Origin of the sequence: Xenorhabdus sp. PB30.3, assembly GCF_963895965.1 — a bacterium.
Taxonomy (GTDB): domain Bacteria; phylum Pseudomonadota; class Gammaproteobacteria; order Enterobacterales; family Enterobacteriaceae; genus Xenorhabdus; species Xenorhabdus stockiae.
Genome location: NZ_CAWQMW010000158.1, coordinates 1 through 25,425 on the forward strand (window position 1 = coordinate 1; position 25,425 = coordinate 25,425).

Annotated in this window: 15 protein-coding genes and 1 pseudogene; 10 read left to right on the plus strand and 6 right to left on the minus strand. The window is 46.8% G+C overall.

Annotated features, from left to right (window positions below; translation table 11 throughout):
• A partial coding sequence (locus AACX38_RS15805; protein ID WP_228864891.1) for an amino acid adenylation domain-containing protein occupies positions 1-7,443 on the minus strand: 7,443 nt, incomplete at its 3' end.
• A 911-nt stretch (positions 7,444-8,354) separates the two neighbouring features.
• On the opposite strand from AACX38_RS15805, the gene AACX38_RS15810 reads away from it, so the two are divergent.
• From AACX38_RS15810 to AACX38_RS15835, 6 genes are all read left to right on the plus strand, one after another.
• Positions 8,355-9,143, plus strand: coding sequence for an SDR family oxidoreductase (locus AACX38_RS15810; RefSeq protein ID WP_228864892.1), 789 nt, complete (start codon positions 8,355-8,357; stop codon positions 9,141-9,143).
• A gap of 78 nt (positions 9,144-9,221) precedes the next feature.
• Positions 9,222-10,472, plus strand: a complete 1,251-nt coding sequence (locus AACX38_RS15815) for a styrene monooxygenase/indole monooxygenase family protein (protein WP_228864893.1) — start codon at positions 9,222-9,224, stop codon at positions 10,470-10,472.
• A 60-nt stretch (positions 10,473-10,532) separates the two neighbouring features.
• A complete protein-coding gene (locus tag AACX38_RS15820; protein ID WP_228864894.1) occupies positions 10,533-11,111 on the plus strand; it encodes a flavin reductase family protein in 579 nt (192 codons plus the stop codon).
• The gene (locus AACX38_RS15825; protein ID WP_228864895.1) at positions 11,108-11,908 is read left to right on the plus strand and encodes a cyclase family protein; all 801 of its coding nucleotides are present in this window, start codon (positions 11,108-11,110) and stop codon (positions 11,906-11,908) included. The genes AACX38_RS15820 and AACX38_RS15825 overlap by 4 nt, the downstream gene beginning before the upstream one ends.
• Positions 11,905-13,506, plus strand: coding sequence for a phytoene desaturase family protein (locus tag AACX38_RS15830; protein ID WP_228864896.1), 1,602 nt, complete (start codon positions 11,905-11,907; stop codon positions 13,504-13,506). Before AACX38_RS15825 ends, AACX38_RS15830 begins: the two co-directional genes overlap by 4 nt.
• Before the next feature lie 56 nt (positions 13,507-13,562).
• Positions 13,563-14,528, plus strand: coding sequence for a SphA family protein (locus tag AACX38_RS15835; RefSeq protein WP_228864897.1), 966 nt, complete (start codon positions 13,563-13,565; stop codon positions 14,526-14,528).
• A 118-nt stretch (positions 14,529-14,646) separates the two neighbouring features.
• On the opposite strand, the gene AACX38_RS15840 is transcribed toward AACX38_RS15835, so the two are convergent.
• From AACX38_RS15840 to AACX38_RS15850, 4 genes and pseudogenes are all read right to left on the minus strand, one after another.
• Positions 14,647-16,434: a hypothetical protein gene (locus tag AACX38_RS15840; protein WP_228864898.1), complete on the minus strand. Its 1,788-nt coding sequence runs from the start codon at positions 16,432-16,434 to the stop codon at positions 14,647-14,649.
• A 25-nt stretch (positions 16,435-16,459) separates the two neighbouring features.
• A complete protein-coding gene (locus AACX38_RS15845) occupies positions 16,460-17,743 on the minus strand; it encodes a hypothetical protein (RefSeq protein WP_339385694.1) in 1,284 nt (427 codons plus the stop codon).
• A 237-nt stretch (positions 17,744-17,980) separates the two neighbouring features.
• Positions 17,981-18,664 (minus strand): annotated as a pseudogene (locus AACX38_RS20820) (trypsin-like serine protease); the annotation flags it as partial.
• Entirely contained in the window at positions 18,657-18,893 is a 237-nt protein-coding gene (locus AACX38_RS15850) for a hypothetical protein (RefSeq protein ID WP_228864900.1), read from the minus strand. The pseudogene AACX38_RS20820 and the gene AACX38_RS15850, both read right to left, overlap by 8 nt.
• 520 nt (positions 18,894-19,413) lie before the next feature.
• On the opposite strand from AACX38_RS15850, the gene AACX38_RS15855 reads away from it, so the two are divergent.
• The 4 genes from AACX38_RS15855 (at position 19,414) to AACX38_RS15870 (ending at position 24,143) form a co-directional block, all read left to right on the plus strand.
• Positions 19,414-20,838: a gamma-aminobutyraldehyde dehydrogenase gene (locus tag AACX38_RS15855; protein WP_228864904.1), complete on the plus strand. Its 1,425-nt coding sequence runs from the start codon at positions 19,414-19,416 to the stop codon at positions 20,836-20,838.
• Positions 20,839-20,853: 15 nt separating this feature from the next.
• Positions 20,854-21,639, plus strand: coding sequence for a nuclear transport factor 2 family protein (locus AACX38_RS15860; protein WP_228864901.1), 786 nt, complete (start codon positions 20,854-20,856; stop codon positions 21,637-21,639).
• Between the two features lie 538 nt (positions 21,640-22,177).
• Positions 22,178-22,576 carry a DUF805 domain-containing protein gene (locus AACX38_RS15865; RefSeq protein WP_099121981.1) on the plus strand — a complete coding sequence of 133 codons (399 nt, stop codon included), beginning with the start codon at positions 22,178-22,180 and terminating at the stop codon, positions 22,574-22,576.
• Between the two features lie 25 nt (positions 22,577-22,601).
• Positions 22,602-24,143 (plus strand): NAD(P)/FAD-dependent oxidoreductase, encoded by a 1,542-nt coding sequence (locus tag AACX38_RS15870; protein ID WP_228864902.1) that lies wholly within the window; start codon positions 22,602-22,604, stop codon positions 24,141-24,143.
• A gap of 164 nt (positions 24,144-24,307) precedes the next feature.
• On the opposite strand, the gene AACX38_RS15875 is transcribed toward AACX38_RS15870, so the two are convergent.
• Positions 24,308-25,168: a phosphatidylinositol-specific phospholipase C gene (locus AACX38_RS15875; protein WP_228864903.1), complete on the minus strand. Its 861-nt coding sequence runs from the start codon at positions 25,166-25,168 to the stop codon at positions 24,308-24,310.
• Between the last annotated feature and the right edge of the window lie 257 nt (positions 25,169-25,425).

A 25,425-nucleotide genomic window follows, 5' to 3' on the forward strand; every position in this document is an offset into this window, starting at 1 on the left:
TGCGACTGGACTAAACGGCAGATTGCCGTCTGACGGATTTTCACCGAAAGTCTGCACACTGAATATCACCTGAAATACAGGGTGACGAGCGGTATCCCGTTCAATGTTCAGTGCCTCAACCAACTGCTCAAACGGCATATCCTGATGGGCCTTAGCACCGCTAACCAGTTTGTGTGCCTGTGTAATCAGCGCGGTGACACTCTCAGTGTGTTGCAGTTGTGCCCGTAAGGGCAGTGTGTTAACGAACATCCCTAATAAGGGCAGTGTTTGCGTATGGTGACGGTTATCGGTCGGGGTGCCGATAACGATATCGTCCTGTCCGGATAATTTTGCCAGCGTGACATAAAACGCACTAAGCAGCACGGTATAGAGGGTGGTTTCCTGCGTTCTTGCCAGAGCACGTAGCTGTTCAGACAGCTGTGCGTCCAGCTCAAAATTGATATCCCGCCCCTGATAATTGACCTGTGCCGGTCTGGGGTGATCGGTGGGCAGGGCCAGCGATTCATAGCCCGCCAGCGTGTGTTGCCAGTAAGCCAGTTGTTGTTCGCGGATGTCTCCTTGCAAATAATCCCGTTGCCATGCCGCGTAATCCCCGTAGGTGATATCCAGCGCGGGGAGCTGGCTGTCACGGCCTGCTTGCAGCGCGTGATAAACCTCTGCCAGTTCCGCCATAAAGATATCAATGGACCAACCATCCATCGCGATATGGTGCCATAACAGTAATAAGTAGTGACGGTCTGCGACCTGATAATGCCGCAGGCGCAGGCTCGGTTCGGTGGTTAAATCAAAGGGGATGGCTATCTCGCTGCGGACGTTAGCCAGCATTATCTCCCTGTTGTCACAGGCCTGAGACGGGATAACTAAATCTTCATCCAATATCTGCTGATACATCTGATCGTGATCATCACTGCGATACACGGTTCTCAGCACCGCATGGCGTTCCGCTAATCGGTTAATGGCGGTTTCCAGCAAAGGCAGCGAAGTATCCTGAGTTAACTGAACCAGATACGGAATATGGTAGACATCCGAACCCTGCTCATATTGTTCGATAAACAGCATGCGTTCCTGTGCAAATGATAAAGGATAGCGCGCTTGTGCCAGCGGCGGAATAACCGTACGAATTTGTGTGTTCATCTGCGTAGCTAACCCGGCGATGGTTTTCAGTTCAAACAGTTGTGCCAGTGAAATATCGGTAGACAGGGTACGGCGAATGGCGGCGATCAGCTTAATGGCGGTCAGGGAATTGCCGCCGATACGGAAGAAATTATCGTCAATCCCGACCTGTTCCAGCGCTAAAACATCCTGCCAAATAGCGCAAAGCTGGGTTTCCAGCACATTGCGGGGGGCGACATAACTGTCTCTATTCCCGAAAAGTGGTTCCGGCAAGGCTCGGCGGTTTACTTTGCCGTTTGGCGTCAGCGGAATAGCTTCCATAAAAGTAAAACTGGCGGGCAGCATATAGTCCGGCAGACGATCAGATAAGTGCGCCAGTAGCATGTCATCGGAGACAGCGTCCTCGGCAACCAGATACGCCACCAGGACTTTATGACCCTGATGCTCACGGTCAATCACGACTGCCTGTTTGATCTGCGGATGTACCGCTAACGCATTCTCAATTTCCCCCAGTTCAATACGGAATCCACGGATTTTAACCTGAGAGTCATTGCGTCCCAGATAGTCGATATTGCCATCGGGCAGCCAGCGACCTAAATCACCGGTTTTGTACATGCGAGTGCCCGGCTCGGCAGAGAACGGATCGGTGAGGAAACGTTCGGTGGTTAGTTCCGGTTGGTTCAGATAACCTCGCGCCACGCCCTCGCCACTGATATAAATTTCACCCGGTGCCCCCATCGGTACGGGTTGTTGATGGGCGTCAAGCAGGTAAATCCGGGTATTGGCGATAGGACGGCCAATCGGGATAGACTGCATGCCATCAACCGGCGCGGTGATCGCATAGGTCGTGGCAAAGGTGGTGGATTCAGTCGGGCCATAGCCGTTAATTAAATGAGCAGGCGGATGGTCTGCCGACAACACCTGTTTTATTTTCTGCGGATTGAGGACATCGCCCCCGACCAGCAGGTAGCGGAGCCGCCCGAACACGGGTTGCAGCGTATCAAGGTATTCATTAAATAAACCGGCAGTTAACCATAATGCGGTTACTTTTCCCTTGCGCAGTGCCTCACGGAAACCGGTAGGCTCGAGTACTACCGTCTGAGGCACAATATGCAGACAACTGCCATTCAGCAGGGCTGACCAGATTTCCCACGTGGCGGCATCAAAGGCGGGATTGGCACAATGGGCAATGCAGTCATCCGGGCCGATATCCGCAAAGCCATTATTGATAATCAGGCGCAGAACATTACGGTGCTCGACCATCACGCCTTTGGGTTGTCCGGTGGAACCGGAGGTGTAAATCACGTAAGCCAGATGATTTGAAGTCAGTCCCAGCGCTTGTGTATCCGGATTGGTGTCCGGTTGAGCTTCAAGGTGCAGAGCAGGGTTGCCGAGCAATACCGTGGGGACTGACGTGGTCAATTTATCTGCCAGTGTGGTTTGCGTCAGTAAGACCACCGGTGTTGCATCTTCCAGCATATAGCTCAATCGTTCGGCGGGATAAGCCGGATCGAGGGGCAGATACGCCCCGCCCGCCTTGAGAATAGCCAGTATCCCGACCACCATATCCATACTGCGTTCAAGGCAAATGCCAACTCGATCATCCGGTCTGACGCCCAGTGCAATCAGATGATGGGCCAGCCGGTTGGCGCGCCGGTTGAGTTCGCCATAGCTGATGCTTTGGTGTTCAAAGGTAATTGCAATCGCATCCGGGCGCTGAGCCGCCTGCGCTTCAAACAACGGGGGCAGGGTTTTATCCTGCGGATAAGGCGCATCCGTCTGATTCCAGCGGTGCAATAAGGTATGGCGTTCCTGCGCCGATAAAATATCAATATTGGATAACGGTTGTTGCTGGTCGGCCACAAACGCGCGCAATACCCGCTGGTAACTTTCTGCGATACGGGTAATGCTGGTGTCGTTAAACAGGCTTAGGGCGTAATTCAGGCAGCCGGTAATCGCGGTTTTGCCATCGGACAAAAACAGGCTCAGGTCAAATTTGGCGGGGCTGTATAACGTTTCATCCAGTGCGATCGGGCTAAACGGCAGATTGCCGTCTGACGGGTTTTCACCGAAAGCCTGCACACTGAACATCACCTGAAAGAGCGGATGACGGGCGGTATCCCGCTCAATGTTCAGGGCTTCAATCAGTTGCTCAAATGGCATATCCTGATGGGCTTTGGCACCGCTAACCAGTTTGTGTACCTGTGCAATCAGCGCGGTCACGCCGTCGGTATGTTGTAGCTGTGCCCTTAACGCCAGTGAATTAACAAACATGCCTAACAGGGGCAGCGTTTGCGCATGGTGGCGGTTATCGGTCGGGGTACCGATAACGATATCGTCCTGTCCGGATAATTTTGCCAGCGTGACATAAAACGCACTGAGCAGCACGGTATACAGGGTGGTTTCCTGCGTTCTTGCCAGAGCACGTAGCTGTTCAGACAGCTGTGCGTCCAGCTCAAAATTGATATCCCGCCCCTGATAATTGACCTGTGCCGGTCTGGGGTGATCAGTGGGCAGGGCCAGCGATTCATAGCCCGCCAGCGTGTGTTGCCAGTAAGCCAGTTGCTGTTCGCGGATGTCCCCCTGCAAATAATCCCGTTGCCAGACCGCGTAATCGCCGTAGGTAATCTCTAACTCAGGGAGCTGGCTGTCACGACCAGCTTGCAGTGCGTGGTAAACCTCCGCCAGTTCCGCCATAAAGATATCAATGGACCAGCCATCCATCGCGATATGGTGCCATAACAGTAATAAGTAGTGACGGTCTGCGACCTGATAATGCCGCAGGCGCAGGCTCGGTTCGATGGTTAAATCAAAGGGGATGGCTATCTCGCTGCGGACGTTAGCCAGCAGCCTCTCCCTGTCGTCACAGGATTGAGACGGGATCACTAAATCCTCATCCAATATCTGCTGATACATTTGGTCTTGATCATCACTGCGATACACCGTCCTCAGTACCGCATGGCGTTCCGCTAATTGGTTAATGGCGGTTTCCAGTACAGACAGCGAAGTATCCTGAGTTAACTGAACCAGATACGGAATATGGTAGACATCCGAACCCTGCTCATACTGTTCGATAAATAGCATCCGCTCCTGCGCAAATGATAAGGGATAGCGCGCTTGTGCCAGCGGTGGGATGACGGTGCGAATTTGTGCGTCCATCTGCGTGGCTAACCCAGCAATGGTTTTCCGTTCAAACAGCTGTGCCAGTGAAATATCCGTGGACAGGGTACGGCGAATGGCTGCGATTAACTTAATAGCGCTCAGGGAATTGCCGCCGAGACGGAAGAAGTTATCGTCAATACCGACTCGCTCCAGCGCTAAAATATCCTGCCAAATAGCACAAAGCTGGGTTTCCAGTGCATTACGCGGCGCGACGTAATGTTCTTTGTGACCGAAAACCGGCTCCGGCAAGGCTCTGCGGTCCACTTTGCCGTTCGGCGTTAGCGGGATCGCCTCAATCCGGGTAAAGCTGGCGGGCAGCATATAATCTGGCAGATAAGAAGATAAATGGCTGATTAACCCTTCGTCAGAAATTTCATTCTCAGTCACCAGATAGGCGATCAGAGCGGTATTACCCTGATAGTTGCGATCGATGACAACGGCCTGTTTAACCTGTGGATGTGCCGCCAGCGCACTTTCAATTTCGCCTAGCTCAATGCGGTAGCCGCGAATTTTGACCTGAAAATCATTACGTCCCAGATATTCCAGTTCGCCATCAGGGAGCCAGCGGGCTAAATCACCGGTTTTATACAGGCGTGTGTAACCCTGTTCTTTGTTCTTCTCTGTGGCAAACGGGTTTTCGATAAAACGTTCGGCGGTTAATTCCGGTCGGTTTAAATAACCCCGTGCCAGCCCTGCGCCTCCAATGTAAAGTTCGCCGGGGGCACCTATCGGAACCAGCTGTCCGGTAGGGTTCAGCACATAGGCAGACATGTCGCTCAGGGGCTGCCCAATGCGGGAGACAGCGCTGTTATCGCCTTGCGTTAATTTTTTGTAAGTCACATGGACGGTGGTTTCGGTGATCCCATACATATTGATGAGCGCTGGTTTTTGATCGCCATAACGATCCCACCAGGGTGTTAACTGAACCGGATTTAATTTATCGCCACCAAATATGACATAGCGAAGGTGAGGAAACGCTGTGCCATTGCTGACTGCTTCGTCGATAAAGGCATAAAATGCCCCCGGCGTTTGGTTCAGTACCGTCACATTCTGTTCGGCGCATAACCGGCTGAATTGCTTGAAATCCTTGGTGCACTCAACCGTGGGAATAATTAAACGTCCGCCATAGAGCAGGGCACCCCATAATTCCCACACACTGAAATCAAACGTATAAGCATGAAAAAGCACCCAGACATCGTGCTGATCAAACTGATAATCTTTTTGGCTGGTGGTGAATAAGCGACTGACATTATGGTGGGTCTGCAAGACGCCTTTGGGTTTCCCGGTCGTGCCGGAGGTATAGATAACATAGGCTAAATCTGTCGTCTGACCGGCTAACGCCAGATTTTCTGTTGAATAGTTTTCAGTGATACTCCTGTCATCTGCGGCAATCAGGGCTGGCGATGCCACGTGTGCTTGTGTATAAGCCTGCAATGTGAGTAGAAACTTTTGCTGAGTCACAACACAGGGTGACTGAGTATCGTCCAGAATAAACTGAACCCGCTCTGGGGGATAATCCGTTGATACCGGCACATAAGCCCCGCCGGCTTTGAGTACCGCCAGTATACTGATGACCATTTCCGGGCTGCGATCCAGATAGAGCGTGATAAACGTATCTATTGGCATCGGTACATGATGCTGTTGTTGATAACGTTCACGGATCACCAGCGCCAGTTGGTTTGCCCGTTCATTAAGCTGGTGATAGGTCAGAGTTTTACCTTCAAACACCAGCGCGACGTTGTTCGGATTTGCTGTAACCTGCGCTTCAAACAACTGTTGCAGGCTTTTATCCTGCGGGTAAGGGGCATTGGTCTGATTCCAGATATTTAATAGGGTATGGCGTTCCTGCTCTAACAAGATAGGTAATTCACTGACTAAAATAGCAGGGTTGTCAATAATAGCCGTTAGCAGGTTATTTAATCGCTCAAGGATATTATTGACCTCTGAATCACTAAAATAGGCTTGTAAATATTGGATGGTTATTTTTAATTCCTGATCATAGCCATGATCTTTTAGTCGAAATAAGATGGGATTAATATTAAATTCAGTGTCTATATGAAAATGCTGAATTTGGTCAGTTTCAGTATCCGATGCTGAAAAACGGTCATATAAAATCAGGATGCTGGGTAAAGAAAACCCATCTTGGTTCGCAAGACGAGTAAGATGTGAATTGGGAAACTTTCCGTGGAGATAGCTGTTTTTCAGCGCTGACTCTACTTGCTTAATTTGCTTAATAATAGAAGAAGTTCGTGAAATAGGGCAATGTACTGGATACGTATTTGCTTGCATCCCGACAACATATTTTTCGGATTTTGTTGTTCTTCCATGGGTTGTCGTGTTGAAAACCAGCTCTTGTTGCCCGGTTAATTCAGCCATAACAATAGAAGCAAGCGTGGAAAAGACGGCAAGTAAATTAGTTTTGTTTTCGTGACAAAAAGTACGTAAATCGTTTTTAACTGAGAGTGGTAATGTCAGCGTCTGATTATCAGAGCCTTTATTATGGTAATAAGGTGTTAATTGGTGTATTTCATTTTTCTTTAAAAAATCCAGCCAATAATTCTTGTCATCTTCATAATTAAAATTATTTAAATAGGTTCTTGCTTTTTTTACTGCCGTGAGATATTGCGGAATTTCAGATAACCACGTTGTGGATGTTCCATTTTTAAGGCATGTATATAGTTTATAAACATACTCGTGAAATCGGTATAATCCGACACCGTCAATGAAAATATGGTGGAATGTAGTGAAAAAATAATTTTTTTCATTGGCGAGACGGATTAATGTGAACTGGTAGGGTATTTCATTTAAGTAATCTATAGCGATATTGTTTTGTTGCTTCATCCACAGAAGTGCGTGATTTTCAGGATCAGGCAGTTTTGAAACATCGTATTCATTGATTAACGTGGGAATACTTTGTTCCTGAATGTATTGAACCGCTTCATTGTCGGCATTGATGAATATACGTAAACGTAAAGTATCGATATGCTGATATAGTAAATTCAATGTTTTTTGCAAGAGGGTAATATCAACATTTTCCTCTATTAAGGTATACCAGTTTAGGGTATGTACTGGGCTATTCTCATAAAGAAGTTGTTCGTAAAATATATTCTCCTGAGTAGGGTGGAGGTGATATAAATCTGGATTCAAATGATCCTCAGCTTTTCTCATAATTATTTATATGAGTGTGTTCTGCTTACAAGTTAGTCATAGTTGATAGTACAAAATGAATAGGGCTGATGATTTTCCTGACCTTAATTTGCACGTTAGAACGTAGCATCATCTCTCATGATGTCCTTACAAATAACCTTGCAATCTTTCAACACTCATCCTCGTGAAATAGAGTTCTTATTTAATAGTTAGTATTTTGCTCCCCCCAAAATACCAGAGTATATTTTTTATGTGAATATAATTGTTTTATATTACTTATGGATGCTGTTATTTATAGTGTAATGCTGGTTGTTGTTTTAATTAATGTCTATGTTGTTTTTTATTATCCTTGTTTTTTTATTTCTTATAGGAGTATTTAATTTTTGATGTTTTTTATTGTTAGTGATGTGTTGGGCGAAATATATTTATAGCCAAAGATTATAATTGGCTAGCTCAAGATGGGAGCATTTTTCTTCGGTAAACCATAGACGGTTTAGTCGCGACTCACAACCATGATGCCACAAACGAGATCCGGAATTTCAGGATGATTAGTTCCGTGGGTTACTATTTCAGCGTGTTCGGTGATGGGATAAGTTAAACAAAGAATATATTATTTCTAAATTCTGAAATCTATTGAATACATTTTTTAATACCTGCGCTGGATGGATATTTCCTGCAAATATCGGCTATTTGTTCTTATCTTTTTCACGTAATGATACCCACCATGATTTATTAATTATAAAAACACTAAATATACAAAATATTGGATATTCGGTGTTTATATCTCTGAGCGGCTATTCAGTCACGATCTATTCGAACAAAAGCTATTCAGTCAAAAATGTGTCTTTTCTTAATGCCCCGAATTCCGACCGAATAATTTGTCCTGATAGTTTTCCCTGAATAGCGGCAGATATATGTACAGGGGATCACTCATGAAAGGATTAAGTAATAAGGTCGCTATTGTTACTGGTGGCGCAACCAAAATAGGGGCGGCCGTTGCCAGAGTATTGAGTGAATATGGTGTTAAGGTTGCTATTTTTGATATTGATCGTGAAGGCGGAAAAAAAGCCTGCGATATCCGACCTGATGATATTCATTTCTGGCCTGTTGATATTACCGATGACAAACAGCTCTCTCAGGGGATACGCGAGGTTGCAGCTTACTATGGCCACCTTAATTGTCTCGTTAATCTTGCTGCAACTTATCTGGATGATGGTGCCGACTCCGGCCGCGAAATGTGGCTGACGGCACTGAATATTAATGTGGTCAGCTCCATCAAGGCTGCCCAGTTTGCACATCCTTATTTTATGGCAGCCGGAGGTGGAGCAATTGTTAACTTCACCAGCGTTTCATCCTCTGTTGCCCAGACAGGCCGCTGGCTATATCCCGCCTCAAAAGCCGCTTTATTACAAGCTACCCGCAGTATGGCAATGGACTATGCCGCTGATCGCATTCGTGTGAACTCCGTTTCACCGGGTTGGACCTGGTCACGGGTCATGGATGAGCTGACTCAGGGCAGTCGCCGGAAAACAGATGAAGTTGCCGCAGATTATCACTTACTTGGCCGTGCGGGTGATCCTGAAGAGATTGCTCAGGTCGTGTCCTTTCTTCTTTCTGATTTGTCGAGCTTTGTGACCGGGGCCGATTACTCCGTTGATGGTGGTTATTCAGTGATGGGACCTGAGCAGGCAAAACCTGCCATTTGCCGTCTGGCGGAATAGTCGCAAATCGTCGTTGTTACAAAACACGGTTGTTACAAAACACCGTTGAAATGAAACATAAGGTAGGAGAAAAATACCATGCGTCGTATCGCTATTGTGGGAGGTGGTCAGGCCGGACTGCCTCTGGCCCTTGGTCTACTTGACAAGGGCTATCAGGTAACCGTAGTTACCAATCGCACTCCTGATGATGTCCGGAATGGCCGGGTGATGTCGAGTCAGTGTATGTTCGATTCTTCTTTACAGTTTGAGCGGAAGCTGGGGCTGAATAAATGGGAAGCACTATGTCCGCCAGTTGAAGGTATCGGTTTCGCTGTTCCGCATCCGGAGATGCCAAATACTAAAGTAATTGACTGGAGCGCCCGGCTCGATAAGTACGCACAGGCGGTTGATCAGCGTATTAAAATGCCTTTCTGGATGGATTTGTTTGCTTCCCGTGGCGGTAATTTGGTGATTCTTGATGTAGGTGTTAATGAATTGGAGCAACTGGCATTGACCCACGAGCTGGTTATTCTGGCGGGCGGGAAAGGGGAAGTTGTGAGATTGCTCGAGCGTGATGCAACCCGTTCCCCCTATGATAAGCCGCAGCGTGCACTGGCACTGACTTATGTGAATGGTATGCTGCCGGTGCCTGAATATTCTCGCGTTTCTTTCAACCTGATCCCCGGAGTGGGCGAGTATTTCGTTTTTCCTGGTCTGACTCTGAGTGGTCCCTGTGACATTATGGTCTTTGAAGGGATACCGGGGGGAGCAATGGATGGCTGGCAGGAAGCCCGAACACCGCAGGAGCATCTGGCTTATAGCAGACACATTCTTAAAACCTTTTTGCCGTGGGAAGCAGCGCGTTGTGAAAAAGTAGAACTGACCGATGCGAACGGCATTCTGGCCGGACGTTTCGCACCGGTAGTGCGCAAACCGGTACTGACATTACCGTCTGGTCGTCAGGTCTTTGGACTGGGTGATGCGGTAGTGGCAAACGATCCGCTTACCGGACAAGGCTCCAACAATGCGACCAAAGCCTGTCAGGTCTATTACGAATCGATTCTTGCCCGTGGTGACAAACCTTTTACGGCAGAATGGATGAACGATACCTTTGAGCGATTCTGGGATTACAGCCAGTATGTAGTGGAGTGGACAAACAGTCTGCTCATCCCGCCCAAACCTCATATCCTGCATCTATTAGGCGCAGCACAGCAGCTACCGGCACTTGCCAGCACAATTGCCAATGCTTTCAACCATCCTCCCGTACTGTTTCCGTGGTGGCGGGATAGTGATGCCTGTGAAGCCTACATTAACTCACAGACACAGCATGCACAGGCGGCTAATTCTTAATTAAGAAAGCGATTTAACAAGCTACCTGAAAAGCAGGGTCTTAGTGTGGAGAATTTCAGTGTGGAAAAAGTCAACATGACCATGAATATCCAGAACAGCGAAGCCATGTTACCCGGTACTGAATGGGGAATAACCGAATTTGAGGCAAGGGCATTGCGTACCATTCTGGGGAGCTACCCAACCGGTGTTGCTATTGTGGCGACACGCACTGCTGACGGGCGCAATGTGGGCCTGACCATCAATTCATTTGCATCACTTTCACTGGAGCCACCGCTGATACTCTGGAGTCTGGTCAATCACTCTCCCAGTCTGGCTGTATTCCAGAACTGTGAATATTTTACGATCAGCATTCTTAGCTGTGACCATCAGGAACTGGCCCTGCGTTTTGCTAATCCGAGGGTTGAAAACAAGTTTCAGGATATTCCTGTGCAGGAAACGCCGGAAGGGATCCCAGCAATTTGTGGCGCAATAGCAACACTGGTTTGCTCGAATCATCAGCAAACCCATGTTGGTGATCATTTGTTGATGATTGGTCAGGTGAAACGTATTGCCAGCCTCGAAGGTAAGCCGTTGGTTTTTCACTGCGGTATGTTTACGGAATTGCATGATGTGGGAAGCAATATGGGAGAGGATACATGAAAAGCCTGCTAAATATGTTCACTACCGCGCTCGATCAGGGGGGAGTGAAGGTGATTGATCTTACACAGACTTTATCGCCTGATTTCCCGGCTTTACAGTTACCTGAACAATATGGGCAAGTCTGGTCATTCAAAATGGAGCGTATTTCTTGTTACGACGAAAACGGGCCGGGCTGGTATTGGAATAATTTCAGTTGTGGAGAACATACAGGCACACACTTTGATGCTCCAGCGCACTGGGTGAGCGGCAAAGACTATTCAGATAATACCGTTGATAGCATTCCGTTACATAATTTTGTGGCACCCGCAGTCGTTGTGGATGCCAGCCAACAAGTGGCAAACAATCCGGATTGGTTGCTGACAATTGATTTCCTGCTTGAATGGGAAAATCGACACGGGCAAATCCCTGCTGGAGCATGGCTGCTTTTCCGTACTGACTGGTCAAAAAGGGCGGACGATCCCACCCGTTTCCTCAATATGCGTGGTGACGGAGCCCATACACCGGGGCCTGATCAGGAAACAGTAGAGTGGCTTATCCATAAACGTCAGATCCGGGGCTTTGGGGTGGAAACTATCAATACTGATGCTGGGCAGTCTTATTCATGGCCCGTGGCTTATCCTTGTCACACCCTGATGCACGGAGCAAATAAATACGGTTTGCAATGCCTGAAAAACCTCGATTTATTACCACCAGTCGGAACCGTTATTATTGCTGCTCCCCTTAAAATTGAAGGAGGTTCGGGAAGTCCGCTGCGAGTTCTGGCACTGGTTGAACAGCCTGATGGAACAACCCTATGAACAGTTCTAAACCACAAGTCATTATTATCGGCAGTGGAATAAACTCACTGGTATGTGCCGCGCTACTGTCCATCTGGGGGAAATCTGTACTGGTACTGGAACGGAATGCAGTGCTGGGGGGATGTATCCGCACAGAAGAACTTTTTCCCGGTTATATCCATGATGTGCTCTCCTGCTGGTATCCGCTATTTTTGAGTAGCCCGGCTTATCAGGTGCTGAAGCCGGAATTAGAAAAAGCGGGTGTAGAGTTCATACAAAGTGATTATTCCACTGGGCTGGTTCAGCCGAATGATCGGGGAATTGCGTTAAAGCGGGGCGTTTTACCTGCTGCATTGCAGCTTGATGAAATTGCCGGAAAAGACGGAGAAGCATTTCGCTACATGGTGCAGCAAATTCTTCATGATGATGCTGAATTGGTATTCAGTTTACTGGGGCAAAACCCTTATGGTTTCAGCGTACTCCGGTTACTGTTTAATGAATGGCGAAAACGCGGTATTGATGGTCTGGTGGAATTTGCCGGTCATTCACTGGAAACGTTCCGGCGCTGGTCTGAACGTGAATTGCAGTCCGATTTCATCCGTACCCTGATTGCGCCATGGGCCTTGCATACAGGTCTGGGGCCGGATGATGCCAGTTCTGCCCTGATTGGAAAACTCACTTTTGCTGCGGTGGTAGCGGGAGGAATGCCGGTAGTTAAAGGAGGAAGTATCAGCATTGTTGAAGCGTTGAAAATGATCATAGAGCAGCATGGGGGACAGCTTCTCACACATACCAATGTTGATCACATTATCACTCATCAGCGGGGGCGAAAGTACCGTGCTTCTGGTGTCATCGCCGGGGAAAAGGTTTATCACGCTACCGATGCGGTGGTCTGCAATGTCACTCCGCAACAGCTTTATGGACACTTACTGGATAACGTTCCTCAGACAGTTCAACAATATGCGCAGGGATATCGCTATGGGCGTGGTGGAATGCAGGTTCACTTTGCCCTGAATTCTCCCCCGTCATGGAGCGATCCCGAATTATGTCATGTACCGCTTATTCACTTAGCAGAAAGTATGCAAGAAATTTGTCTGTCGGTAACACAGGCTAATAATGGTTATTTGCCGGAGCACCCGACATTAGCTATAGGTCAGCCGGTTGCGCTTGATCCGGGGCGTGCTCCTGAAGGTGGATGGATTTTATGGATCCAGATGCAGGAGTTGCCCACTCATCTGAAAGGGGATGCACTGGGAGAAATCCCCATTCCCGAAGATGGCAAATGGAATGATGCTGTTCGTGAAGCGTTCGCAGATCGCGTACAGGCTCGTCTGGAGAGAGTAATCCCGGGGTTTTCATCCACCATTGTTGGCCGCAGGGCATATTCTCCGGCAGATTTACAGACACTGAACTGTAATTTAGTGGGAGGAGATCCCTATTCAGGAGTTTGCACCCCTGACCAATTTTTCTGGCTGCGTCCCTTTGCGTCTTCAAAAAGGACGAAAGCACATCAGACTTTTATTTGTAATGTCTTTCATATTGGAGCATCAGCACATCCCGGACCCGGATTAGCAGGAACCTCCGGCTATCTGGTTGCTCGCAGGCTTGCGCGGCACTGATCACATTCATTCCTTATATACGATATTTGCTCACTTCCCACTCCGGAGGATCCGTCATGATAAAAATATACACGGCAATAAAAGCAAAACTGATAAACACAGGAATAAGAAAGTATCGGAGAGCGACTCAGCTTACCGTTTTATCACTACTCAGTATTTCCGTTATGAGTGCTGTAGTTGTAAGCCATTCTGTTATGGCGACAGAAGGCGGCGGTGTTGGTATCTATCCGGATGGATTAGATAATTACCTGTCAGGCGCTCTGCCTCCGCCGGGTGTTCATGTACTGCTTTATGGTGGCAATATTCACTATAACCAACTCAGGGGAAATAACGGTTCCCGGCTTCCTGTTCCCGGTTTTAAAGTGAATGTGAATGTTCTTGCTCCCCGGTTAGTTCTGGTCACAGATCAACAAATTATGGGGGGACAACTGGCCTATCATACTATTGTACCTTTGCTGAGTGTGACAGCAGAAGCAGGGGGGAAACGCAGCGACAGTAAAGGGATTGGGGATATCACTTTTGGCCCGGCTCTTGGGTATCATCCGGCTCCGGATTTAGGTTATGTTATCGGTCTTGATATCAGTGCACCAACAGGCAGCTATAATCGCCATGATCCTTCCAGTCCGGGGAAAAATCACTGGGCATTTCAGCCTGTCTGGGCGATAAGCTACTTTCCGGCTTACGGTTACAATACCGATTTAAAAGTGATGTATGACTTTAATCTGAAAAATAAAAAGACTAATACAACATCCGGTCGGGCTTTTCATATAGATTATGCACTGGGCTGGGGATTCGGTAATGGTTTGGTCGCTGGGGTTGGTGGTTATGCATTCCAGCAGGTCACAAATGACAGCGGGCCTAATTCAGCGCAGGGTAAAGCGAGCGCATTTGGTCTGGGTCCTTCCGTCCGTTACGCTAATGATAAAGGCTTGCTGGTGGCCCTGAAATGGCAAAAAGACCTGATCGTGACTAATCGCCCGGCAGGCTCGCAACTCTTTTTAAAAGTCGCCCTTCCATTTTAGAAATGATTTTTCCTGTTTCATCATTATCATCGCGTGCTCCAGTAAAGGAAGCTACCGGCTGACGATGAAGTCAGCCGGTAATTATGCCTATCTCTGTGTTCACCAGAATGGGGCTACATTATAGGTTATTTGTTGAACCAGTAATTGGGGCGCTGATGATAGAACCGTATATCTGGATAGCCGTGAAATCTAATCCTCCGGCATTAACGTTGTCCAATGTGCATGACCAAGGCGTAGGGATGTGCAATCCTGAAGAGTTTGCGGTCACTTTAACCAGACACCGAGGCCCTTGTTTAGTGGTAACTTTGACGGTAGCCCCCGGAGTTGCTGTTCCAGAGAGGGTTATTTTATCGTTCCGGTCGCTTGAGTCTTTTTGTTTATGCACTAATAGAGGAGCCGCAGTTTTGACGCTGAAAGATGTTTTTGCGGGATCCTGCACTTCCTCTCCGTGGGGGCGATATTGTGTAGCAGTGACGTCCCAGGTAGTTCCTACCTCGGGAATGGGATAGTTGCATCCCCAGGTACTCGTGTCAGAAATGGGGTGCATATCAGGTTGATCGGAAGCTGAGTTTTCTCTGCAGTTGTGAGATTTTAGTATCGTCTTAGAATCTCCGTCCTTCTGTACAAGAAGGTGTACAGTATCGCGAGGTGTTCCCAGTCCATGGATCTGCAAGAACTCACCCCAGTCAGGCACAACTCCATCCACCCCAATCGGATCAATCGAAACCTTAAGCTCTCCGACAGTCAGGTGATAATATCCTGTATTTGTATTGACTTGACTGCCATACCCATTAAAAGTTTGTGTGACGTCCCACTGATAGGTGCCATCAATCAGCGCGGGAAATTTCTTTTTGCAATACCAACCGCCCGATTCATCGGCAGTTGCCGAGCAGCTAAAGGGGGATGCTCCTGCCGGAGTTCCTCCCTCGCGAGGTGTCACCTCGATTTTCGCACCGGGAGTCGCCCGGCCTCTAATCTCATAGGGGCCAAGGGTTTTGAAGATAATTTCGTTATCTCTGGGGGAATGCACCTTTAGCTCCGCAAGGATAGTGTATGGTGTTGAAGAGTGCGAAGAGATCCCATCATTCTGAACGGCAACAATCTGAGTTATGCCGTACGGAAGGGAACTCGAAGTGCAAGACCAATTACCATTGTATCCCCCCTGTTCTTGACTGACGGATATGTTCTCGCAGCCGGGGAGTGGATTTCCATGAGGAGATCCTTGATGTAAAGTAATGGTATTTCTGATGTCGCCAATACCGCTGAATTTTGCCTCGTCTTCATACATATAAGTCGCGTTTTCACCTTGCTGGTTGATATGTGCGAAGTTGAAGTAGAGCCAAATTTTACCTCCATCGTTATTCGGTGCCTTTTGCCAAACATTCAAACAACTATACTCAGATTCGGGGAATCCCTCCATTTCGGTGCAATTCGCTCCCGTTACCGGTATACCTAAGGATGAATCAGGGCTTGTTATCTTTGTGCGCCATTCTGCGCCAGAATAGTAATATACATGATCCCAGCGCAGACTGAAGCGACCGGATCCGGTAGGCGCCGGTAAGCCCTCGATCGTTACCTCCCAATCGATATACTTTTCTCTCAACCAACAACCACCAAACAGTGCGTTCGAGTCCTCGAATGTGAAGGTATTTGTCCCGTTGGGCAGAACCGTCTGCTCTCCACCTGTACTATACATACACGTGGAATTGCTAGGGTGGAGAGTGATAGTCTTATCGGAAAAGTTTGTCATAAACATCGTCCACGTTCCGGCTGCATGTGCAGGCGTAGCATTCAACCCGAAGCCCAGAACTATGGCCATCAACCCGCCTGCCAGAATTCGCAGTAGTGTCGACATGTTGTCTCGTATTGCGGAGTTTTTTACTCCTATTGTCCGATTTTTATTCATTGTTTTACTCCTTCGTTTTCATAGCTCAGTTGACAGATGCGCCGATACTGACGAAGACGGGAAGCGAATAGGTTTCGTGCTCACTTTTGTCGGCGAATGTGGTCTTGATATGAGCGATATACCAGCCTGAATCCTCTTCAGTCGGATAGGTTTTTTCCTGCCCGAAGACCAGAGTGGCAATGTACTTATGTTCTTTCTCTTTTCCGTATGATTGAAGCGGTAATGAGAATAAGCGGTCGCTAATGTTCGGAGTGTATTTTTGAGTTGCCGGGTCTAATTTTTCCCACATTACCTGTGCATTGGTCGGGGCCGGATAAGCGGTAAATAACACCTCGATTTCCGCATCTCCGGCACTGTTGGTATACCCCACCACTTCTCCATAGGAGAGTGGAGATTGTTCCAGCAATTGTGGTAACACCTGCTCGCTGATGACCACATGTACTGGCTGACTTATGTTTTCACCCAGGTTATTGGTTGCCCGCAGGCGGTACCATCCTGAGTTGTTTTCGGTTGCTGGATCATCTTTTGTTCCGAACACCATCTGCACACTGTTCTGCCCTGACATTCCTACCCACCGGCCACCGGGTATAAACGTCCCGTCCGCGCTATCCGCCCACTCCCATTGCAGGGAACCTTCCTTCTCTTCGGGGTTCACATGGTTGAATAATGCTATCACCGAGCCCGAACCTATAGTCCCAGTGGTGATATAGAGCGTTTCTTCTGGTTTTGGGAACTGGCTGAATAGTATTGGTTTATCGATCTGCACACCGCGTGTGTCTGCATCTGCTGCAAACGGATTGCCGTGTTCATCGGCGCCCACGACAGCAGTGACGTTGGGTAATGTATACAGTGGTAGCACGACGACTCGCCACGGGCCTATATCCGTGGCACTGGTCACCTGAAACATGGCTTCGCGCTTGTCCGTATCCGGCAAGTGTGACCACGATGACCACGCACCGCTTGCCGTTTTCCCCTGAAAGAATACGCGATACCCTGCTGCCGGTATGCCCGACGCCGCCAGAGCTTCATCCCAGGATGCGTGAACAGAGTTTTTTCCTGCGTTGTTGGCAGCAATCACTTTCAGGTTAGTTGGCATTGTGTACTTATCTGTAATCGAACCTACAAGACTGCTCGGCAGGTTAGCCGCTGGAAAGTGATTCTTGCCCACTAATTGGGGTGGGTCTCCAATCAACGGCAACACCGTTGCCCGCCATAATGCACCCTGTTCTACTTTTAGTTCCGCTTTTTCTGCCTGAGGATCAAGGATATCTTTGTATTTCGCACTCGACCATGATGTCCCGTCCTTCACCTCCTGCCAGAACACACGCCAACCGGATAAATCAGGATTTGATATTGAGCTATCGGCTATGCTGGATCTTCCGCTTCCTCCAGACCCTCCTCCATATCGAAAGTGAGCTCTCCTCCAGCTAAGGAAAAAAGTGGCGATTATTATTGCGTATCCTATCGATACTGATTCCAACTGAAGATATTCAATAAGAGCAATGTTATCTTCTAAAGGAGTAAAGTAGATGTGTGTCGGTGTGCTTGATCCTGGCGGCTCTCCCCCAGAGATGAGCCCAATAACTACAGGGCCTCGTTGCGGATCATTAAACATTATAGGTCCACCCGAGTCTCCATACGTAGATGATCCCGTTCCAGGCCCGAAGGCTGCCCACACTTCACGTCCTCCTCTAAGCACATTAGGTTGGACTCTGTCCAGAGTAGCCCGGAACCCGTGAAAGGTATCGGGTGGAATCACAGTATTCGCGCGTCGATCACCTGAGCCGGCCCCAAAGCCAAAACCCATTATTTCAACTGGTGCAATGTTACCATCAGGGGAGATAGGCAGCCGATAGAATAGACCTAACGGTGCATATGACGTTAAGTGAAGGGGGGTACTTAAGCGTAGTGCTATGATATCACCGACCCTCCCTTCCTCTATAAAATTGTCATACTCGATACTGATACCGTAGTCAGGATTAGCTGGTCTTCCAAGATAATTTCGACGCCAATATATTCTAATGGACAGATCTTCATTAGGATCGTCGTTATCTGGGTATACATGTAAAGCTGTCAAAACTATATGGGGACTGATGGCTATACCGGTTGCCACTCCACGGACTCTTTGATGGGATTCCTCTTCTGTATATCTGATGATTATTCGAACTATCCAGGGAAATAATTGAGGGTTTATAGGAGCATGGCTCATAATAAATTCATGATTATTCATGATAATAAGCCTCCTGTATTCTTGGAATAAAAAAGGTAAGAATAAATATTCGGAGCTGGCAAGAGAGTGTTTTGTCTGCGACGAACGGCTGGTAGCCCGTAGAAATACAACCAGGAACATAAGTTCCAGCATGGCAACTCATCTGACGAGTTTGTTCAGGCTGCATGATTAGTCTCGCAGCGTGAATTTTGCCCTTTACACGGGCATTCAGATAGTAAGTAGGGTGCATTTTGATGTTCTCCGATCAAATAGGTTGGTCAGAGCTGGCTTATCAAAGATAAGTCCATCAAAATTTATATTAAATAAGACGTTCATATCGCCCCCTTTTTTGATGAAAATATTTAAAATAAGAATTCTTATTACTTCATCACTAATAGAGAACTGAAATGACAATGAATAATAGCAAATAGGTTATTTTCCTATTTCCGTTAGTATAAAGAAGTCCCACGAACACACATAGCTCAAAAAACAATCGATAATTAAAGTTATTTAAGTGTCTCACCACGACTTTTAAGCTGTACCCAGTTATTGGTTCAGCTACACCCACCTCAACATGCCTAAAATCTACGATCCTTCTCACAGATTTGCATAATTTTCCTGCCGGAAATGCCTGAAAGTTACACGTATGTATCTAATGGTCCACATGTTTTTACATTTTTTATACATATTTGACTGTCGCATAACCATTAAATATATTAATTCATAGGTTATATTTTATACATTAACCCTATCAGGAGATAAGCATGTCGATAGCCACTCTCAGGCATTTTATTAATGGACAGTATATTGAATCTAAAGGCTCTGAATATTTTGATTTGATCAGCCCGGTCACGGGTGAATCTTATGCACGTTCTCCTAATGCGAATGCTGAAGATGTTAATAATGCTTATGCATCTGCTAAAGCGGCATTTAAAGTATGGGGCCGGAGTACCCCTTCTGAGCGCCAGAAAGCACTGTTAGCACTGGCTGACTCGGTAGAAAAAAACGCTGAACGTCTGGTTGAGGTGCAAAGCCGCAATACCGGGCAGCTCAAACATTTGATTGCCTCTGAGGAAGTGGCAACTTCGGCTGATCATATCCGTTTTTTCGCTGGTGCAGCCCGCTTTTTGGAAGGTAAGGCAACAGCGGAATATCTTTCCGGTATGACCAGTAGTATCCGACGCGAGCCGCTGGGTGTAGTGGGGCAGGTTACTCCATGGAATTACCCATTAATGATGGCAGCATGGAAGATTGCACCTGCTCTGGCCGCTGGCAATACTATTGTACTTAAGCCGAGTGATACTACGCCGGAGAGCACTTTATTGCTGGCTGAACTGGCTGCACCGTTCTTTCCTGCCGGTACGTTCAACGTAGTACTGGGTAATGCCAGCGCAGGCGCTCTGGTTGTTTCACACAAAACCCCGGCTATGGTTTCCATCACTGGCTCTGTGCGGGCTGGTTTGCAGGTCGCTTCTTCGGCAGCAGCCAATCTCACCCGATCACATCTGGAATTAGGCGGTAAAGCACCGGTCATTGTTTTTGCCGATGCGGATATGGACAAAGTGGTGGAAACCATTGCTATTGCGGGGTACTTCAACGCCGGTCAGGACTGCACAGCCGCTTCGCGCGTGCTGGTGCATGAATCTGTTTACGATACCTTCGTGACGAAATTAGTCGCGGCAGCTAAAGCAATCCGATTTGGCGATCCTCAAGATGAAGACGCGCTATACGGGCCACTTAACAATATTCGCCAGCTGGAACAGGTTAAGGGATTTATTGCACGTCGGCCTGCTTATGCCCGTATCGAAACAGGGGGGCGTCAGGCTGAACGTCCGGGATATTACTTTGAACCTACGGTAATCACCGGTCTGGAGCAGCACGATGAAATGATTCAGACCGAAATTTTTGGTCCGGTTATCACGGTACAGAAATTCAGAACAGAAGAAGAAGCGATTGAGAAAGCCAACGACGTGAAATACGGGTTAGCCTCCAGTGTCTGGACCCGTGACCATGCTCGAACATTGCGCTTGTCCCGTGAGCTTGATTTTGGCACGGTCTGGATCAACGCCCATATTCCTCTTGCGGCAGAAGCTCCACACGGCGGTTTTAAGCACTCCGGATACGGTAAAGATCTGTCAGCTTATAGTTTCGATGAATATACGCGTATCAAACACGTGATGAGTTCCAACGACTAATGCGGAGTATCCATAATGAATCAGGCTATCAATCAGGTTATAGCTTCACGGGATTTAGTAGCACGTGCTCACCGCGAACTGTTTACTGACCGTGATGTAGGAGCACTTGAACGTTATTTTTCGCCGAATTTCATCGAACATTCCCCGCTGGTCAGAGATGGGCTTGCCGGCCTGCGTGAACTGGTTCAGACACATCCTGAGCTTCACCACGAAGCCTACCGCGTATTACAGGATGGTGATCTGGTTGCTATCCATGGCCGTTTTACGGGGTTAGATACTCAGCCGTTGGTTGGCTTCGATTTGTATCGGGTTGTTGATGGTTTAATCGTGGAACACTGGGACGGTTTAGTGCCACAGGCTGCACCTAATGCCAGCGGTCGGACTCAGTTAGATGGCCCGACTGAAGCGGGCGACAACCATGACAGGGAAAAAAATCGTAAGCTGGTGGTGAATTTCTTCAGACGTGCTCTGATTGAAGAAGACTATGGTGAATTTATCACCTACACCAATGGTGAGGCGTTCCGTCAGCATAGCCCGGATATATCTGATGGTGCGGCAGCGGTTATTGCATTTCTTCAGCAACTGAAAGATGAAGGAAAAGGGCTGCATTATACAAAAATCCACCGCACCGTTGCTGACGGCCAGTTTGTTCTGACTCATTCGGAAGGAAGTATCGCCGGAGAACGTCATAGCTACTTTGAATTGTGGCGCGTTGAGAATGGTAAAGTTGCTGAACTTTGGGATGCTATCACTCCGGTACCGGAGGATGAGCAAGCATTACATCGTTACGGCATTTTTTAGCGTTACTCTCAGCCTGGCTTGCTGAACGTTGAGAGGAAGGAGCCTCTCAATAATTCTCAGGAGCATAGAAACCGTATGTTTATAAAAACGGTGACTGGGATGAGCGGGAGCAGACAACAAAGAGGCAACTTGAAAGACGACGTGTATATATCCTGCTTGAGCAGACTACCCGAACCGAACCCCTGCTACACAAGCGGAGACTCACAATTCAGGCCAGATGAGTGCCTTTAATAGTGACTTCGTAACGTAAAGAAATTGTTTTAAATGAAATTATTGCCATTTGATGTACAATATTGACCGCGTTGTACAAGGGATAGAGTTTTACCTGTTACCGGCTGGCACAGAAGATGATTACCCGGATTACCGATTATCTGACTGAATATAAAGAACATATGGATACTGAAATATCATTCGGGCAGAAATCTAATCTCGCGTAATAAAGGTATCCGCCCGACGCGGGAACAGCATAGTAAATCGCAAAAATATAAACACACATGGAGGTCAGGTGGAACCAGAAGATTTATAAGAGAGGAGAATAATGCATTGGTATTTAAACGTATTAAAGAATTATGCCTGCTTCAGGGGAAGAGCACAGCGTAAGGATTTTTGGTATTTCATTTTGTTTCAGATTCTGGCAGTTCTTATCATTTCTTATCTGGAAAGATTATTTGCTGTTGCTAATCCCGAAATCTATATGGGCTGGTTCAGCGCCATTTATCTACTACTCACATTTTTGCCAGCGCTGGCAGTAGGTGCACGTCGATTGCACGATATCAACTGTAGTGCCTGGTGGCTACTTTTACATCTTATCCCGTTTGTTGGCACTGTTATTTTATTGATTCTCGCCACTCTGAAAGGATCGGCGGGTAGCAATAAATACGGCTCAGAGAGCTGGATTCACTCACAAGAAAATACCCCGGATCAGGTTAACGGGTGATTTCAGGTCATACAGGAGCGCTAAAATGACAATGAACAGAAGAGATTTTATTTCTAATGCAGCAACGCTTGCAGGTGCGGGCGTACTTTCATCCCTATTTCCCACAACATCCCTACTTGCCGGAGAATTAACCAAGGTTGATACTCTGGCCGTCGGTATTGAACAACTCCGGCCAAAGCTATTACAGGATGCACAGGCCAGACCCAGTCGTCTGGGGCTGGATCCCCGCATCTGGAACTGGCATAGAGACATAGCTGCTATCGACATGCCAGCTAACTACTATGAGGCTTCTCTGGCTGACTGGCCGGCCTTTGGCAGTCTTCCCGGTGATCAAAGCTGTGAGGTTGTTGTTATTGGTGGCGGATTGCTGGGTGCTTCCACGGCGTTACATCTGGCTGAAGCGGGTGTGGATGTCATTCTGGTTGAAAAAGATAATATTGGTTCAGGCGCTTCCGGACGTAACGGGGGGCAGATGACTCCCGGCATTGCCCGCTGGTCAGCTGAAACTATACTGGAAAAATTTTCACCTGAAGAAGCCAGACGTTTATGGCAATTTACATCGGTTGAAGCAATGGATCTCGTGGATGAACTTCGTTCACGTTACGGTTTTGAATGTGACCGAAAATATGGCCATATTACGGCGGCGATCCATCCGGGTCATATGGGGCCATTAGTGGCTAATGCCGATGCACGTCGTCGATTAGGCGATAAAATGGTGAAGGTTATTGGCCCATTCGAACTACAAGAAGAGTATGTGCGCTCGGATATTTATCATGGTGCCAATATCGACAGTATCAGCGGACAGGTTCAGCCCCTCGCGTTATTACGAGGCTTGGCATATGGTTTTGCCGGGCTTGGGGGACGAATATATGACAATACTAAAGTGAGCGGTATCAGGCAGGAAGAGCGCGGAGCGGTTATTGAAACCAGCCAGGGAACTATCAGGGCGAGTAAAGCCGTGGTACTTGGGGTACATGCCTCTACGGGGGAATTTATCTCAGGCTCTTCCACTACTGTGCCTTTTTTCACCTATGTGGCGGTTACTTCACCGTTGCCGATGCCCATCAAAGAATTACTCCCATCAGATCTGCCCGTTTACGATACACAGTTACAGATAGATTATTATCGTTCTGTACGCAACAACCGCCTGCTGTTTGGCGGGCAGGGTACGGGTAACTCCTGGTCATCCCGTGATGTAAACAACTATTTGCATGATCGTATCAGAACTGTATTTCCGCAGCTGGAGAAACCAGAACTGGAATATTCCTGGGGCGGGATTAGTGACCTGACCCTGAATGGTGCAGCTGATGCCCGTAAAAGTGATGATAACACCCCTGTATATATGGTACATGGCTGGAGTGGTCATGGTGTAGCGCAGACGGTACGCATTGGTAAAGCAATCAGTGACGATTTCACCGGACGTAATCGGGATTTTAACATGCTGACCAGCATTGACCACACGAGCATTCCATTGGGTTCCTATTTCTCTCCGGTGGTTATTCCGTTGATTAAGGGTGCTCTGGGAGTAATGAGTACATTTAATCCGGCAGATATGGTTTCATTTTAGATATTCAAGAATAGAAACTGAAGATTAGAGACTGTTAACGTTTTACGTTTATAATTTATTTAACTCATCCTGATCTTACAACTACAATTTGATAAAATAATAAACGCCAGTAAGTAATACACTGGCGTCATTGAGTTTCAATCTTATTAAGATTATTCATTTTTTTAAAAATTACTGTCTATTATTACACCAATAACATTATCTGTTAAATTGGGAAAATCCATTGGTATGATTCCAACACCAAGTCCAGATACGTTGACGCCTTCCTGTAACATCGTAATAAAAGAACCATTCATATTATAAGACATCTTTTTTATTGTCCAATGAGGAGGATTCCCTTGAATACTTAAAAAATTAATAAAAAAATCTTTACCGCCACTGGAGTGATTCTTGATAGTTAAACTGAAGTGCTCACAGATAGCTTCCCATTTTTCAAATGCATCATCTGCATCATAATCATCTTGTATTTTAAATACATTCCAGGGAATCCCCGGTAATCCTGAGACATTTGAGATAATAACTATCTTTCCTCTGACCTGTCCCAAGGATGGAATATCTGAATCCAGATACATGTATGGATGGAATTTTCCATAATGATCATTAAAAATAGCAATAAAATCTTTATCGCTGACTGTAGAGTATTCCTGTTTCACCCGCATGAAAATAGTTTCTGAAGGGTGTGATGATAAGAAATTAATACATTCAATTAAAACGTCACCAAAATTTATTTGCTGATAAACCATTTCATGATGAATTGTAAATGCACCATCAATAGCTCTGCATCTTATATCCAGAAATCTTATTCCTTCCTGTAGTTGTTGTTCCACAGATTGATTCTGGCAAATAATTATTCCTAACATATCTCCTTCTGGTGAATAAGTTGCACATGATTCGTGAGTTCCTGGAATAGATAATAAAGCAGTGGACTTTTTGTCATCGATGTTTTTCATCCATGTCGTAGGTTCCCATGTGATTTTTTTATTATCTGTGTAATCAGGATTTACTGTGCTGTTGTTTTTTTTCATAAAAACCTCTATGTAATTATGATGATAAAAATAAAATTACATCATTGATGAAGTCAAATGTTTTTACAGAGTGACTTTAACTGTTTTTATTTAATAGGGCGTTATAGATATATCTGTGTTAATTTTTTGTTTTTTTTGATTTCCCATTAACTTATCAGGTGGAAGGGTTTATCTTTGTTCCTTTTATTATAGCAAAAAATATAAATTACAAATAAAAAACACTATGATTTTTCGTTAATATAAAAATAGTTATATGT